Origin of the sequence: Snuella lapsa (assembly GCF_039539345.1) — a bacterium.
GTDB lineage: Bacteria > Bacteroidota > Bacteroidia > Flavobacteriales > Flavobacteriaceae > Snuella > Snuella lapsa.
Map to the genome: position 1 here is coordinate 101,859 of NZ_BAABCY010000086.1, position 15,513 is coordinate 117,371.

10 protein-coding genes are annotated in these 15,513 nt (G+C 36.2%); 4 read left to right on the top strand and 6 right to left on the bottom strand.

Going from position 1 to position 15,513, the window contains the following annotated elements:
- Positions 1 to 216 precede the first annotated feature (216 nt).
- Positions 217 to 1,986, bottom strand: a complete 1,770-nt coding sequence (locus ABD792_RS16435; protein WP_345007458.1) for an AMP-dependent synthetase/ligase — start codon at positions 1,984 to 1,986, stop codon at positions 217 to 219.
- A gap of 445 nt (positions 1,987 to 2,431) precedes the next feature.
- On the opposite strand from ABD792_RS16435, the gene pflB reads away from it, so the two are divergent.
- The 4 genes from pflB to ppdK all read left to right on the top strand — a co-directional run bounded on the left by pflB (position 2,432) and on the right by ppdK (position 9,677).
- Positions 2,432 to 4,657, top strand: a complete 2,226-nt coding sequence (gene pflB / locus ABD792_RS16440) for a formate C-acetyltransferase (RefSeq protein WP_345007459.1) — start codon at positions 2,432 to 2,434, stop codon at positions 4,655 to 4,657.
- A gap of 88 nt (positions 4,658 to 4,745) precedes the next feature.
- Complete coding sequence (gene pflA, locus ABD792_RS16445; protein ID WP_345007460.1) at positions 4,746 to 5,474, top strand: pyruvate formate-lyase-activating protein; 729 nt, start codon at positions 4,746 to 4,748, stop codon at positions 5,472 to 5,474.
- Positions 5,475 to 5,501: 27 nt separating this feature from the next.
- Positions 5,502 to 6,755: an L-lactate MFS transporter gene (locus tag ABD792_RS16450; protein WP_345007461.1), complete on the top strand. Its 1,254-nt coding sequence runs from the start codon at positions 5,502 to 5,504 to the stop codon at positions 6,753 to 6,755.
- 192 nt (positions 6,756 to 6,947) lie between these two features.
- Positions 6,948 to 9,677 carry a pyruvate, phosphate dikinase gene (gene ppdK / locus ABD792_RS16455; RefSeq protein WP_345007462.1) on the top strand — a complete coding sequence of 910 codons (2,730 nt, stop codon included), beginning with the start codon at positions 6,948 to 6,950 and terminating at the stop codon, positions 9,675 to 9,677.
- Positions 9,678 to 9,771: 94 nt separating this feature from the next.
- Here ppdK and ABD792_RS16460 read toward each other — a convergent pair whose 3' ends face one another.
- The 5 genes from ABD792_RS16460 to ABD792_RS16480 form a co-directional block, all read right to left on the bottom strand.
- On the bottom strand, positions 9,772 to 11,340 hold the full coding sequence (locus ABD792_RS16460) for a sulfatase family protein (protein ID WP_345007463.1): 1,569 nt from the start codon (positions 11,338 to 11,340) through the stop codon (positions 9,772 to 9,774).
- A 145-nt stretch (positions 11,341 to 11,485) separates the two neighbouring features.
- On the bottom strand, positions 11,486 to 12,124 hold the full coding sequence (locus ABD792_RS16465) for a DUF937 domain-containing protein (protein WP_345007464.1): 639 nt from the start codon (positions 12,122 to 12,124) through the stop codon (positions 11,486 to 11,488).
- Between the two features lie 108 nt (positions 12,125 to 12,232).
- Positions 12,233 to 13,183 carry a D-2-hydroxyacid dehydrogenase gene (locus tag ABD792_RS16470; RefSeq protein WP_345007465.1) on the bottom strand — a complete coding sequence of 317 codons (951 nt, stop codon included), beginning with the start codon at positions 13,181 to 13,183 and terminating at the stop codon, positions 12,233 to 12,235.
- A gap of 22 nt (positions 13,184 to 13,205) precedes the next feature.
- The gene (gene serC / locus ABD792_RS16475) at positions 13,206 to 14,270 is read right to left on the bottom strand and encodes a 3-phosphoserine/phosphohydroxythreonine transaminase (RefSeq protein ID WP_345007466.1); all 1,065 of its coding nucleotides are present in this window, start codon (positions 14,268 to 14,270) and stop codon (positions 13,206 to 13,208) included.
- A 73-nt stretch (positions 14,271 to 14,343) separates the two neighbouring features.
- Positions 14,344 to 15,405, bottom strand: a complete 1,062-nt coding sequence (locus ABD792_RS16480; protein ID WP_345007467.1) for an acyl-CoA reductase — start codon at positions 15,403 to 15,405, stop codon at positions 14,344 to 14,346.
- Positions 15,406 to 15,513 lie beyond the last annotated feature (108 nt).

Sequence of the window (15,513 nt, forward strand, 5' to 3'; positions counted from 1 at the left end):
TCAGCGATTGGTTTAAAATTGAGTTTATTCCATCACTTCGCTAACTATTATAAATCTATGGTAATAAGCAAAATGTATTATTGATAGGTGAGAAGTCTTGTAAAGAAACACTAAACTTATACAGCTTTCCAAAACTTAAGGAGAAAACAAACTACATAGAGTTTACATATGTTAAAATGACATAAGACTGCTGATAGTTACCTCAATAATGCTAAATTAATCTCGGTAAATGTTTTCAATAAGTCCAGCATAAATCTTTTTTATCACCTTTCGCTTCATTTTCATTGTTGGGGTTAAGTGACCTGCTTCAATACTCCAAATATCTGGAGTAATAGCAAACTTTTTAATTTGCTCCCATTTGCCAAATCTTTTATTAGCGATATCTATTTCTTCTTGTATGCGAGACAACAGTTCTGGATTGGTAATTATTTCGTCTTTGGTTTTGAAAGTAATGTTATGCCGTCTTCCCCATTCTTCAACAAACTCAAAGTTAATTTGTATGAGTGCTGCGGGCATTTTTTCACCTTCTCCAATAACCATTATTTGTTCTATAAAACGTGATTGTTTAAATTCGTTTTCTATTAGTGCCGGCGCAACATACTTGCCTCCGGAGGTTTTAAACATTTCTTTTTTACGATCTGTGATTTTCAAGAAACCATCCTCGCATAATTCACCAATATCTCCAGTATGAAAATAACCATCGCTCATAACCTCGGCTGTTTTTTCGGGATCTTTATAATAACCAAGCATAACATTAGGTCCTTTTACCAAAATTTCGCCATCCTCGGCAATTTTAACATCTACATTGTCTATTATCTTTCCGACAGTTCCTATTTTAAAACCAAAATTACGTTGGTCGTTAACCGAAATCACAGGGGAGGTTTCCGTTAAGCCATAACCTTCCATAATTGGAAGATTGGCAGCAGCAAATACACGAGCTAATCTGGTTTGCAGGGGGGCGCTTCCAGAAACCATAAGCTCTAAATTTCCACCCAAACCTTCTTGCCATTTTTTAAAGATTAGTTTTCTGGCTATTTTTAATTGGAACTCATACCACCAACCATTTTTCTCGTAGGGTTCGTATTTAAGCCCTAAATCAATCGCCCAAAAGAACAACATTTTTTTTATACCGCTTAATTCCGATCCTTTTGCTACAATTTTATCGTAAACCTTTTCGAATAACCTAGGAACGGCAGTCATAACCATTGGCTTAACTTCTTTTAAGTTGTCGCTCATTTTTTCAATGGATTCGGCAAAACAAATTTCCACACCACAATATTGGTAGAGATATAATACCATGCGCTCAAAAACATGGCACACTGGTAAAAAACTTAGGGCTTTTGATTTTCCGTAATCAAACGGCACACGTTTTTCACTATCCAAAACATTTGACACCAAATTATTATGGGAAAGCATTACGCCTTTAGGGCGTCCTGTTGTTCCCGATGTATATATTAGGGTTGCTAAATCATGTGGTTTTACACCTTGCTTTATTGCTTCAACGTCTTTTTGGTTATCAGGATCCTCACCTAAATTTAGAACCTCTTTCCAATTGCTTTCTCCTTTAATTTCGTCAAACGTGTATACATTTTTAAGTTTGGTGTTGTTCTTAATAGAATTTACTTTTTCAAGGACTTCGGTATCTGAGACAAAACAATATACAGCTTCTGAGTGATTTAAAATATACTCGTAATCTTCGGAAGCAATGGTAGGGTATATAGGAACGTTTTGAGCACCTATTTGAAGAATTCCAATATCAAGAACATTCCATTCGGTACGGTTATTCGTAGAAATAACAGCTATTTTGTCATTTGGTTGTACTCCTAAACGCAATAGTCCTCTGCTAATGGCATTAGCCTGATCTATGTACTCTTTAGTAGAGATAGAATGCCATTTACCATCATACTTTGTGGTTAGCGATTTTTGTAAATTATAGGTTTCTTGCTGGTAATATGGAATATCAAAGATTCGAGTAATACTTGTCATTTCAATTTTTTAAAACGGATGATGCAAAGTATGAAATTAAATAGGATTTTCAAATATGACATTAGAAATATAGTAAACTAATAACTTTTTTGTGTTTTATTGCCTTCAAGCTGAGTGTTGGGCTTTTCTTTTCGATTAGATATTTTATAGCTGTTATGCTATGGTATTAGCATAATTAAATGGGTAAAATTTACTTTACAGATTATAATTTGTAAAACCTCGACCTAATTATTTAAATCATTTTTATCAATTGTCTGCAAATAAGTAATAACTCAAGAATTTTTGCATCATTTATTGCAATGTTTTAGTGATTTTTATACAGATTATTGAAATCTTAATTCTGTCCTGTTTTGCTGACAAATATCAGCTTTCTTCCTTACCGTCATAACTACATTTGGTTATCAATATAGCTAATCAAAGATTCATAAATATTAATAAATAAAAGATGGAAGTAAAGCAATTTAAAAGTGGAACTTGGGTTGATACAATCAATGTAAGAGATTTTGTTATCAATAATATTACCCCGTATCATGGAACACATGATTTTTTAGTTGGCCCTAGTAAAAGAACCTTGAAGTTGTGGGACATCTGTAAAGAAGCAACAAAAGAAGAACGACTAAACAATGGAGTACGTTCACTGGATACGAATACAATCTCAACTATTTCTGCTTTTGAAGCAGGATATATTGATAGGGAGAACGAAGTTATTGTAGGGTTACAAACAGATACCTTACTAAAGCGTACTATGAAACCTTTTGGAGGTTTTAAAGTCGTTCAAAAGGCATTGTCGGAACACGGTGTTAAACCCAATGATGCATTAACCGAGTTATTCTCTAAGTATGTTAAAACCCATAATGATGGCGTGTTTGATGCCTATACTCAGGAAATTAAAAAATACCGATCTTTAGGTTTTTTAACAGGTTTACCAGATAATTATGCTCGTGGAAGGATTATTGGTGATTACCGACGTATAGCTTTGTACGGTATAGATAGGCTAATAGAAGCTAAGAAAAAAGATTTAGCTAGTATAAAAGGGCCAATGACCGATTCTGTTATTAGATTAAGAGAAGAGGTTTCTGAGCAAATCAAAGCACTTAAGGAAATGATTGCTTTGGGAGCCAAATATAATCTGGATCTAAGTCGTCCGGCAGAGAATGCTAAAGAAGCTGTACAATGGACCTACATGGCTTATTTGGCAGCTGTAAAAGAGCAGGATGGCGCGGCCATGTCTTTAGGTAATGTATCTACTTTTTTAGACATTTTTATTGAAGAAGACCTACAAGCAGGGCTTATTACAGAAGATGATGCCCAAGAATATATCGATCAGTTCGTTATGAAACTACGTATGGTTCGCCATTTACGCATGGGGGCATACGACGAGATTTTTGCAGGGGATCCAACTTGGGTAACCGAAGCCATTGGAGGTATGTTTGATGACGGAAGAACAAAAGTTACAAAAACATCGTTTCGTTTTTTAAACACTTTATATAATCTGGGGCCATCTCCCGAGCCTAACATGACAGTGCTTTGGTCTGATGACTTGCCTCAAAACTTTAAAGATTATTGTTCAAAAGTAGCTATTGATTCATCCTCAATTCAATTCGAAAATGATAACTTAATGAGAACCAGCAGGGGATCTGACGACTATGGGATAGCCTGTTGTGTCTCTCATCAGGCACTTGGAAAATCTATCCAGTTTTTTGGTGCACGAACAAATCTGGCCAAAACATTACTATTAGCAATTAATGGCGGTCGATGCGAAATTACAGGTACTCCAATGGTAAACGGCATCGAAGCTTGCGATTGTGAATATCTGGATTTTAATAAGGTTATGTCTAACTTTAAAATAGCTATGAAGGAAGTGGCGCGTGTTTATAATGATTCCATGAACATTATACACTACATGCATGATAAATATTATTATGAAAAGGCCCAAATGGCACTAATAGACACAAACCCCAATATAAATATTGCTTATGGAATAGCCGGGCTCTCTATTGTTGCAGATTCTTTATCGGCCATCAAATATGCAAAAGTAAAGCCTATTAGAAATGAGGAAGGCTTAACGGTCGATTTTAAAATTGAAGGCGATTTTCCTTGTTATGGCAATGACGATGATCGTGTAGACATACTCGCAAAAAATGTTGTGGCCGACTTTAACAACGAATTAAAACAATTAGCTGTTTACAAAAATGCCGAACCAACCATGTCGGTACTTACAATCACCTCCAATGTAGCCTATGGAAAGAAAACTGGGGCAACTCCCGATGGTAGGGCCAAGGGCGTTGCTTTTGCCCCTGGAGCAAACCCGATGCATGGTCGTGATTCCAAAGGAGCTATTGCTTCATTAAATTCTGTTGCTAAAATTAACTATGCGGATTCTCAAGATGGTATTTCGAATACATTCTCTATTGTGCCAAAGTCATTAGGTGCATCCATAACTGATAGAATAGAAAACTTGACAGCTATTTTAGATGGTTACTTTTCAAGGAATGCACAACATATTAATGTGAATGTTTTGGATAAGGAAACCTTATTGGACGCGATGGAACACCCAGAGGAATACCCTCAATTAACCATTAGGGTATCTGGTTATGCCGTTAATTTTGTTAGGTTAACCCGTGAGCAACAACAGGAAGTTATTACGCGATCCTTCCACGAATCTATGTAAATAAACAGGTACCTGAAAAGTAAGGCTATGCACTACTTTTCGGGTACTATAACTAAAACGTATTGTTATCACATCACAAAAAAACATATTGCATGTACATTCCATCGAATCGTTTGGCACCCATGATGGTCCAGGCATTCGATTGGTAATATTTCTTCAAGGTTGTAAAATGAAATGTGTGTATTGTCATAACCCAGATACAATTGCAACTTCTGGTGGTAAAGATTATGATATTGAAGCACTGGCACAAATGGCCATACGTATGAAACCTTACTTTGGAAAGAAGGGAGGTGTTACTGTATCGGGAGGAGAACCATTGCTACAATCTAAAGCATTGATTCCGTTCTTTAAAAGATTAAAAGAAGAAGGTATTCATACCAATATAGATACCAATGGTCGGGTGCTAAATCATTTTACTGAGACACTGCTAGGTAACTATACAGATTTAGTAATGCTTGACATTAAACACATGACAGAGGATGGTTTTGAAGCCATAACTGGTGTACGTAATAAAGAGACCACATTTAAGTTTGCTGCATATAGAGAAGCCACGGGAAAAGCTATGTGGCTAAGATACGTTCTCATACCCGAAATTACTAATACACCAGAATTGCTACATGCCATGGGAAAATACTTTATGGATTTTAAAACCATTGAAAAAATCGAACTCCAACCTTATCATAAACTAGGGATTCATAAGTGGGCTGCGTTAGGATGGGATTATAAATTAAATGATGCAAACGAAAACACCAAAGAACAAATTGACGCAGCAGTAAACATATTAAAGAATTACTTTAAGGAAGTTAAGGTGAACTAGCATATAGAAAACGTAAAAATTATTGATATGAAAACACAACAACTTAAAAATCGTTGGTTGATTGCAGCATCGGCTGTAGGTATACATATATCCATAGGATCGGTTTATGCATATTCCGTAATGACCAATCCTGTTAAAGATATTTTTAGTGTTGAAGGCAGCGTTATAAAGTGGTCCTTTAAAATAGCCATTTTATTATTGGGCTTATCGGCAGCGTTTTTAGGGCGTTGGGTAGAAAAAGTAGGCCCGAAAGTAAGTGGTATAACTGCTGGTTTATTCTATGGTATCGGCATTTTAGGCTCAGGTTTGGCTGTACAATTACAGTCATTACCACTATTTTATATCTGTTATGGTGTAATTGGCGGTATTGGATTAGGGCTTGGCTATATAACACCTGTTAGTACCTTGGTAAAATGGTTTCCCGATAAACGGGGTTTAGCTACTGGTATGGCTATTATGGGATTTGGTTTTGCTGCTTTGCTTTTTGGTCCCATTATGCAAGGTTTGTTTGAATCTGTTGGTGTTTCCAATGCATTTTATATTTTAGGTATCGTTTATATGCTACTAATAGTATCTTCTTCGTTATATATAAAAAGACCTCCCAAAGATTATATGCTGGCAGGAACTACATTGGACAAGGGGAAAATAAAAGCAGACTTAGCCAATATTGATGCCAATGCTTCCTTAAAAACAACACGCTTTTACTACATCTGGATCATGATGTTTATCAATATTGCTTGTGGTATAGCAATAATATCGGCTGCAAGTCCAATGATGCAGGAAAAATTGAATTACACACCTATGGAAGCAGCTGCTATAGTTGGCTTAATAGGCGTTTTTAATGGGTTGGGAAGAATTCTATGGTCTGGCCTTTCAGACTACTTAGGTAGAGCAAATACCTACATTGTATTTTTTGTATTTCAAATAGTTGCGTTTTACTTTTTACCAAAAATAACCATGGAGATAAGCTTCTTAGTTATCCTATTTACGGTCATTACCATGTATGGAGGTGGCTTTGCTACATTGCCAGCTTTTTTAGGGGACTTGTTTGGAACAAAACAATTAGGGGCCATACACGGTATGGTACTTGCGGCCTGGGGATTGGCTGGAGTTATTGGGCCAAGTATTTACGATATGATAAAAAGTAGTACAGGTTCTTTAGATGCTACTTTAGGAGTTTTCTCAGGCTTGTTTATTGTTGCCCTGATTATTTCCATACTAATGAAACGGTCTATTTCCCGAACGCATAAGAAAAGTCATAAAAGGCTCAAATTTGCATAGATGAGCACGTGTCGCTAACAAATTTATCGTGATTTTTTTGTAAATTATATATGCCTAAAGGCTACTTCCAAACTCTTTCCGTTGTGTTAAATCATTTAATATGAAGTATATGATTTATGTCATAAAAATACTCCAATATTGAAGCTACTTTTACTCTACAATTTTAAGGATGAAATATAAAATATAGATATTATGGAAATACTTGATAATGTGAAAAATCGGGTTTACAGATTTGGAAACAAGGCAGCCGATGGGAGTAGCGAGATGCGAAACCTATTAGGCGGAAAAGGTGCTAATTTAGCCGAAATGAGTGCCATAGGAATTCCTGTGCCTCCTGGATTTACTATTACTACCGAGGTATGTACAGAATACAATTTACTAGGGAAAGATGCCGTTGTAGAACTGATAAAAGAAGATGTAGAAAAGGCAATTGAAAATATAGAGTCCTTAATGGGAGCTAAGTTTGGTGACCAAGAGAATCCTTTATTAGTATCTGTACGCTCTGGAGCAAGAGTTTCTATGCCTGGAATGATGGATACAGTGCTTAATCTGGGAATAAATGATGAAGTCGTATTAGGATTGGCTAAAAAAACCAATAACGAACAATTTGCATGGGATTCTTACCGCCGCTTTATACAAATGTACGGAGGCGTGGTTTTAGGAATGAAACCAGAATCTAAAGATGATATCGATCCTTTTGAGGAAATCATGGAACACCTCAAAGAAAAAAGAGGAATTCAATTAGATACAGAATTTACAATTCAAGATCTAAAAGACCTTGTATATGATTTTAAGGATGCTGTTAAAAAACGTACCGGTCATGATTTCCCTACCAATCCGTGGGAACAACTATGGGGAGCTATTATGGCTGTTTTTAATAGTTGGAATGGCGACCGGGCTGTTTATTACAGAAACATGCATGGTTATCCTGCCGATTGGGGAACAGCAGTAAATGTGCAGGCCATGGTTTATGGTAATATGGGAAATAATTCGGGAACAGGTGTGTGCTTTACCCGTGATGCCGGAACGGGAGAAAATAAATTTAATGGTGAATATTTAATCAATGCCCAAGGAGAAGATGTGGTTGCAGGTGTAAGAACCCCACAACAAATCACAAAAATAGGATCGGAGCGTTGGGCAGAACTGGCAAAAATAGATGAAGTAGAACGTATAGCCAATTACCCATCTTTAGAAGAACTGATGCCTGATATTTTCGATGAGCTTAATGGTTATCAACAAATTCTTGAAAACCATTATTGCGATATGCAAGATATGGAATTTACTATTCAAGATGGAAAGCTATGGATATTACAGACCAGGAACGGGAAACGTACTGGAGCAGCTATGGTGAAAATAGCAATGGATCTACTAAAAGAAGGTTTAATAAACGAGCAAGAAGCCTTATTACAAATTGAACCTAATAAATTGGATGAATTGTTACATCCCGTTTTCGATCCAAATGCCTTAAAACGAGCCCATATTATTGCACAGGGGTTGCCTGCTTCACCGGGAGCAGCCACTGGTAAAATTGTGTTCTTTGCTGACGAGGCTTCTAAGTATAAGAGTAGTATTTTAGTTCGTATAGAAACATCACCTGAAGACTTAGAAGGCATGAACATTGCCAAGGGAATTTTAACAGCTCGAGGGGGTATGACCTCACATGCTGCTGTAGTTGCCCGTGGTATGGGCAAATGTTGCGTTTCTGGAGCTGGCGCCCTAAAGATTAATTATAAAACCAGAACACTTACAGTTGGTGACCATGAATACCATGAAGGTGATTGGATTTCTCTTAATGGCTCGACAGGTAACATTATTGAAGGTAAAGTGGCTACAATGGAACCTGAATTGAGCGGAGAGTTTGGAGAACTCATGAAATTGTCAGATAAATATGGTATTATGAAAGTTAGAACTAATGCTGACACGCCTAAAGATGCCAAAATTGCACGTAATTTTGGAGCTGATGGCATAGGTTTAACGCGAACAGAACATATGTTCTTTGAAGTAGATCGTATTAAAGCCATGCGCGAAATGATTCTTGCAGATACTTTAAAAGAAAGAAAACAGGCTTTGGACGAGTTATTACCAATGCAACGAGAGGATTTTGAAGGCATTTTTGAAGCTATGGAAGGTAAATCGGTTACAATCCGGTTATTGGATCCACCTTTGCACGAATTTGTACCTCACCAATTGGCAACACAAAAAGAATTGGCAGAGCAAATGCATATTTCCTTACAAGCTGTTAAAAACAAGGTAGCTGAGTTGGAGGAATTTAATCCAATGTTGGGACATCGAGGATGCCGTTTAGGAAATACCTATCCAGAAATTACCGAAATGCAAACGCGTGCTATTATTGAAGCAGCCCTTAATTTAAAGGAACGTGGCATTATTTGTAAGCCAGAAATCATGGTTCCATTAATAGGTACTGTTAAGGAGTTTGAAATGCAAGAGCAAATAATCAGGAATACTGCCAATATCATATTTAAAGAGCGAAACGATTCTGTAGAATATTTGGTGGGTACTATGATTGAAATACCCCGGGCAGCCTTAATGGCCGACCGCATTGCAGAACGTGCCGATTTCTTTTCTTTTGGAACCAATGACCTTACACAAATGACCTTTGGTTATTCGCGTGATGATGCTGGTAAATTCTTACCTATATACATAGACAAAGGCATTCTGCAAGTAGATCCTTTTGAAGTTTTAGATCAGGAAGGCGTGGGGCAACTGGTAAAAATAGGAACAGAAAGGGGGCGCAGTACAAAACCACAATTAAAGGTAGGTATATGTGGTGAGCACGGAGGCGAACCAAGTTCTGTTGAATTCTGTTACCGTACTGGTATGAATTACGTTAGCTGTTCACCTTATAGAGTGCCTATTGCCCGATTGGTATCAGCACAGGCTGCAATTAAAGCTAGTTTATAATTTAGTCATATATTTTAATATTATTTGAAATAAAATTCCCGAAGTATAAGAACTTACTTCGGGAATTTTAGTTTTTAAATTTATTGTTAAATAATTAATTCCAGTGCTTCTTAAAGATGTCTTGCATCAAAGGATAATTCTTGTCAGTATCACCTAAAGCTTCTCGTTGTTGTTTTAAGGTTTCCTTCATATCTTTTATGATTTCTTGATATTCGGGATCATTGTATGCATTATGATTTTCTTTAGGATCTTTGGTAAGGTCATAGAATTCCCATGCAGGCTCTGTAGATTCTTTTGAAGAACCAGTCATGTCTAATGACTGACCATAAAAGAATGCTAACTTATACTTGTCGCTTCTTATTCCAAAATGCCCTGGTCTTATAGGGTAGTTTTGCCAATACCTATAATAAGCCGAAGTTCTCCAGTCTTCAGGCGTATTGCCTTTTAGGTTTTCACGGAAGCTTCTTCCTTGAATTGAACCAGGCTTTTCAATTCCGGCATAATCTGCAAATAAGGCAGGGAAATCAATATTTAAAATGATATCATCAATACGTTGCCCTCCATGAATTTCTTTTGGGTATCTAATAACAAATGGCATACGTAATGATTCGTCATATATTAAACGTTTATCAAAAAAGCCGTGTTCTCCTAAAAAGTAACCTTGGTCCGCCGTATAAATTACCACTGTGTTTTCGGCTTGTCCAGAAACTTCCAAGTAGTCTAGAAGTTTACCTATGTTATCGTCTATAGCGGCTCCCGAACGCAAAAAGTCTTTTACAAATTTTTGGTAAGTAGCCTTACGAGCCGTTATACTATCCATTTCATTTGTATAAAATGGTAATCCAGGATATTTGCACCACCATTTGTCAGGATCGTTAGAAGCTTGTTCATAGCGCCAAGCTAGATTTTCAAGTTTTTGACCTACAAAGCTTCTTCCCGTAGTATTTGGCGAAAAGTCATAAAGTGATTCAGGTTCAGGTAAATCTTGATCTTTATAAAGGTTGTTAAATCGTTCAGGATAATCAAAGGGTTCGTGCGTTGCCTTAAAATGGGTCATCAACAAAAATGGTTTTGTACTATCCCTTTGCTTTAACCACTCTACAGAAAGGTCGGCTACCACATCGGTAGAAAAGCCTTTGTGTATATCCCATTCTTCTGCTGGTTTATGAAAATTTTCTTTGGTCCTTAGTATGGGATCCCAATAACGTCCTTGATCGTGGAGTACATTGTAATAATCAAATCCTGAAGGCTCTTTTTTTAAGTGCCACTTTCCAATAATAGCCGTTTGGTATCCATTTTTATGCAATACTTTTGCAATGTTTAGACTGTCTGGATTAAGCGCATCACTTAAAGTATATACGCCATTTCTATGACTGTATTGCCCAGTAAGGATGGTTGCTCTACTGGGAACACAAATGGAATTGGTACAAAAAGCATTATTTAAAACGACGCCTTCATTGGCAAGCCTTGAAATATTTTTATTTTGAGCATATTCTTTTAACGGTCCTCCATAGATACCCCATGCCTGTGAGGTATGGTCATCTGACAAAATAAAAAGGATATTAGGTTTTTTGGGAGGTGTCTCTTTTTTGGACGATGTGCAGTTAAAAGAAAGCAGCACAACAACGAAATAGAAAATTCGTTTTAGATTGATATGATTCATTTTTTTATTGTTAAATTGAATGAGGCTTAAAAGTAATGGTTTAATGCTCAGTAAACAAGGGCTTCAATAAAAAGCTTAAATGAGTTCATATTAAAAACCCTGTCCGGAATTAGACAGGGTTGAAAAATATATTTGAAAGGGCAGTTTATTTTTTTCCGAAAAGCCCACCTAACAGACCTCCAATTCCACCTTTTTCTTTATTAGAACCCAATACAATATTAGCAACATCATCCACAACGCTTCCGTCGCCATCTGCATCAAGAATAGATTCCAAAAAGCTTTGTTCTTGTTGAGCTGAATTTCCTTTCAATAGTCCGCCCAATAAACTTTCTACACCAGTAGGTGTACTTACCTGTTGTTTTTTAGCCTGACTACCTAATACCCCCATTAAAATGGGAGCTGCAATTTTTAATATTTGAGCAATCGATCCTGAATCGATGCCAGCTTTTGCTCCAAGGGCATTTTCGATATTTTGCTGTTTGCTTCCTAGCACATGCTTTAGTATTTTTCCTCCATCGTTTATAACCGTATCATCTACACCGCCACTAAATAAGCCTTCAATATTGTTTAAAATACTACCATCGTGCTTGTTGTTTATAGCATTCATTAGCCCTTCTGCTCCTTGTGGAGTTGAAGCATTACGTTTCATGGCCGCCATAAGAACGGGTAAGGCCATTGTTAAAACAGTTTGCGTTTTATCTTGTGGCTGATTGGTTTGATTGGAAACACCACTGATTATCGATTTTCCCAAATCACTGTTTAATAAATCTAATATTCCTGACATCGTTTTCTTTTTTTAGTTAAATACGTTTATGGATGATAATATATAAAAAAAGTCCTAACCTTTTAAGTTAGGACTCAATTATAAGTGTTTGGTCACAATTTAACTTGCTTATCCCAAAATACTGATTATTTGTTCTGCTAATTCAGTACCGATTCTATCCTGTGCTTCGTTGGTTGCAGCACCAGTATGTGGTGTCAATGACAAAGAAGGGTTCATTAACAACTGTATTTCTGGTTTTGGCTCATTTTCAAAAACATCTAAAGCTGCTCTTGCTACTTTTCCATTCTCGATTGCTTTTACAAGAGCTACTTCATTAATTACACCTCCTCGTGCAGCATTAGCAAGAATAACACCGTCTTTCATAATATTAAATTCGGCTTCATCAATAACATACTCTTTTTGTGCTGGTACGTGTAAGGTAATAAAGTCCGCCTGCTTTAATACTTCTTCTTTAGAAACGGTTTCAATTTCAAAGCTTACTTTTTGTCCATCAAAAAAGCTTAATTCTAAATTGGCTTTTTCAAGAAACGGGTCGAAAGCAACTACTTTCATACCAGCTCCCAAAGCAACTTTAGCAGTAGCTTGTCCAATACGACCAAACCCTAAAACGCCTAATGTTTTTCCTTTTAACTCAGTTCCTTTTGCATAAGCTTTCTTTAAACCTTTAAAGTTGCTATCGCCTTCTAACGGCATGTCTCTGTTCGAATTATGCAAGAAACGTGCTAAGCCGTAAAAATGTCCAAATACCAATTCGGCCACCGAGTGTGACGATGCGGCAGGTGTATTAATAACTTTAAGCCCTTTTTCTCTTGCGTATTCCACATCAATATTATCCATACCAACACCTCCACGTCCAATTATTTTTAGACTTGGACAAGCATCTATAAGGTCTTTGCGTACAGTTGTAGCACTACGTACCAATAATACGCTAATTTCTTTTTCGTTGATGTAATTTATTAATTGTTCTTGAGCAACGGTGGTTGTAATAACTTCAAAACCGCCTTTTTCCAGTGCTTCAATACCACTGTTTGAAATACCGTCGTTTGCTAATACTTTCATTTGTATAAATTTTATTCTGTTTTTAAGCTTTGCTTTCTAATTCACTCATTACTTCAACCAATACTTTTACACTGTCTAAAGTTAAAGCGTTGTACATTGAAGCTCTATAGCCACCCACACTTCTGTGCCCATTAAGTCCATTTATACCAGCTTCTTTAAGCATGGTTTCAAAGGTTTCTTTAAGGTTGTCGTTCTCTAAAGTAAAGGTTGCATTCATTGTAGAACGGTCTGCTTTAGATGCAAAACCTTTAAACAATGGGTTTAAGTCTATTTCAGAATAAATTAAGCTGGCTTTTTTATTGTTAATTTCTTCAATAGCTTTAACACCTCCAAGGTTTTTTAACCACTCTAAGGTTAGCATTGACACATAAACAGCGAATACAGGAGGTGTATTAAACATACTACCACTACCTATATGCTTTTTGTAATCCATCATCGAAGGAATTTGTCGAGATACTTTCCCTAAAATATCTTCTTTAATAACTACAAGAGTTGTACCTGCTGGCCCCATATTTTTTTGGGCTCCTGCATATATTAAATCGAATTGAGAAAAGTCAAGCTGACGTGAAAATATATCACTACTCATATCGCATACCATAGGGACGTCGCATTTAGGAAACGACTTTAATTGTGTACCAAAAATGGTGTTGTTAGAGGTACAGTGAAAATAATCTAAATCCGATGGAACTTCAAACCCTTTAGGAATGTAGTTAAAGTTGGCATCTTTAGAAGAAGCTACTTCTTGTATATCTCCAAACAATTTGGCTTCCTGTAATGCTTTGTTGCTCCAAGTTCCTGTATTTAAATAGCCTGCTTTATTTTCTAATAAATTATACGCTACTGCTAAAAATTGTGTGCTCGCACCACCCTGTAAGAATAAAGCTTTGTACCCTTTACCTTCTAAGCCAAGAAGTTCCAAAGCCAAAGTTCTTGCTTTTTCCATTACATCAACAAAAGGCTTGCTTCTGTGTGAAATTTCAATAAGCGATAAGCCACTATTGTCGAAATCGACAACAGCTTGTGAAGCTTTTAATAATACCTCTGGGGGTAAAATACATGGTCCTGCGCTAAAGTTGTGTTTTTTCATTTGTGTTGTTGAATTTAAAGATACAAAGTTGCTAATTAATTAGGTATTAAGCGTTGTAAAATCAATAATTTTTTTATTGAATTGATAATAAAAATTCAATAGAATCGACACCATCTGCATAATCCCAAAGTTGGGGTTTTTGTGAAGCTCCAAAAGGAATTTCATTTTCGACGAATCCATCGGATACAATACACTGAATTTGTTGTGCTTCGCTTTTCAGTTTTTCCCTTAATTGAATTGGACTATCGTAGTACTCATAAAATACAGTAGCTATGGGCGATGCATAACTAGCATCTTCTTTAATCATTAAAAAGCCGTTTTCGAGCATATTGAATTCACTCATTAAGTAAACTGCTTTATTATAATCGTAATTATTGGCATATTTCGCCCCTTCAATAATGGGGTGCCAATGGTACATGGCTTTAAAAAAAGCATCGAAGTTGTAGTCTATGGGAACAAACAGTTTGGATACGTTTCTACATCCAAGGCCATAGTATCTAAAAATGTCTTCGGAGAGCTTTTTAAGATCCTCTTCAAGCTCGTCACCAGTTAAAACAGCTACTGAATTCCTGCTATTCCTTATGATTGATGGTTTGTTTTTAAAGTAATATTCAAAATAACGAGCCGTATTGTTACTTCCTGTGGCTATAACAGCATCAAAACCATTAATTTCACTATCTATAAACGTTATGCGTTCTTTAAAACCTGGGTTTATGTATTCTAAATATTTGCTCAAATAGGGTAGTAGCTGTTTGTCGTTTGCGGATTGCTTAACAAGTACTTTGTGGCCACATATTAATACAGATAGAAAATCATGAAATCCAACCAAAGGAATGTTCCCCGCCATGATAATTGCAATGGTTTTAGGAGAACGTTCATCAATTTGGTATACACTAAGCCATTTTTTTAAATTAGATTCGGTAAGGGCTTCGTGCCAACTTTTAATCGCATAAGTAATGTTCTCTTGGGTAAACCAGCCGTTGTGTTCTTTAGCTAATTTTAATTGGTGCTTGAAGCCGTCAAAAAACAAATCGTTATGTTCAATATTATCTTTTTTTTCGATAACTTCATTAGAAAATTGACCTAAAAAATCTCCTAATTTTACAAAAGCATCAATTCTTTGCTGTAAATTCATTCTGTATTTGGTTATGTACGGTTTTGGCGTTATTTTTGCTTTGCAAAGTTAGAAAAATGTGACAAACGATTTTTTTTAAATAGCTTTTTGTTAGCAGGTTTTTTAAAT

Excerpts from the sequence above, each read along its gene's own strand:
- ABD792_RS16450 (WP_345007461.1), top strand. The coding sequence starts at position 5,502 with ATGAAAACACAACAACTTAAAAATCGTTGGTTGATTGCAGCATCGGCT.
- pflB (WP_345007459.1), top strand. The coding sequence starts at position 2,432 with ATGGAAGTAAAGCAATTTAAAAGTGGAACTTGGGTTGATACAATCAAT.
- ABD792_RS16480 (WP_345007467.1), bottom strand. The coding sequence starts at position 15,405 with ATGAATTTACAGCAAAGAATTGATGCTTTTGTAAAATTAGGAGATTTT.
- ABD792_RS16460 (WP_345007463.1), bottom strand. The coding sequence starts at position 11,340 with ATGAATCATATCAATCTAAAACGAATTTTCTATTTCGTTGTTGTGCTG.
- ppdK (WP_345007462.1), top strand. The coding sequence starts at position 6,948 with ATGGAAATACTTGATAATGTGAAAAATCGGGTTTACAGATTTGGAAAC.
- ABD792_RS16470 (WP_345007465.1), bottom strand. The coding sequence starts at position 13,183 with ATGAAAGTATTAGCAAACGACGGTATTTCAAACAGTGGTATTGAAGCA.
- serC (WP_345007466.1), bottom strand. The coding sequence starts at position 14,270 with ATGAAAAAACACAACTTTAGCGCAGGACCATGTATTTTACCCCCAGAG.
- ABD792_RS16465 (WP_345007464.1), bottom strand. The coding sequence starts at position 12,124 with ATGTCAGGAATATTAGATTTATTAAACAGTGATTTGGGAAAATCGATA.
- ABD792_RS16435 (WP_345007458.1), bottom strand. The coding sequence starts at position 1,986 with ATGACAAGTATTACTCGAATCTTTGATATTCCATATTACCAGCAAGAA.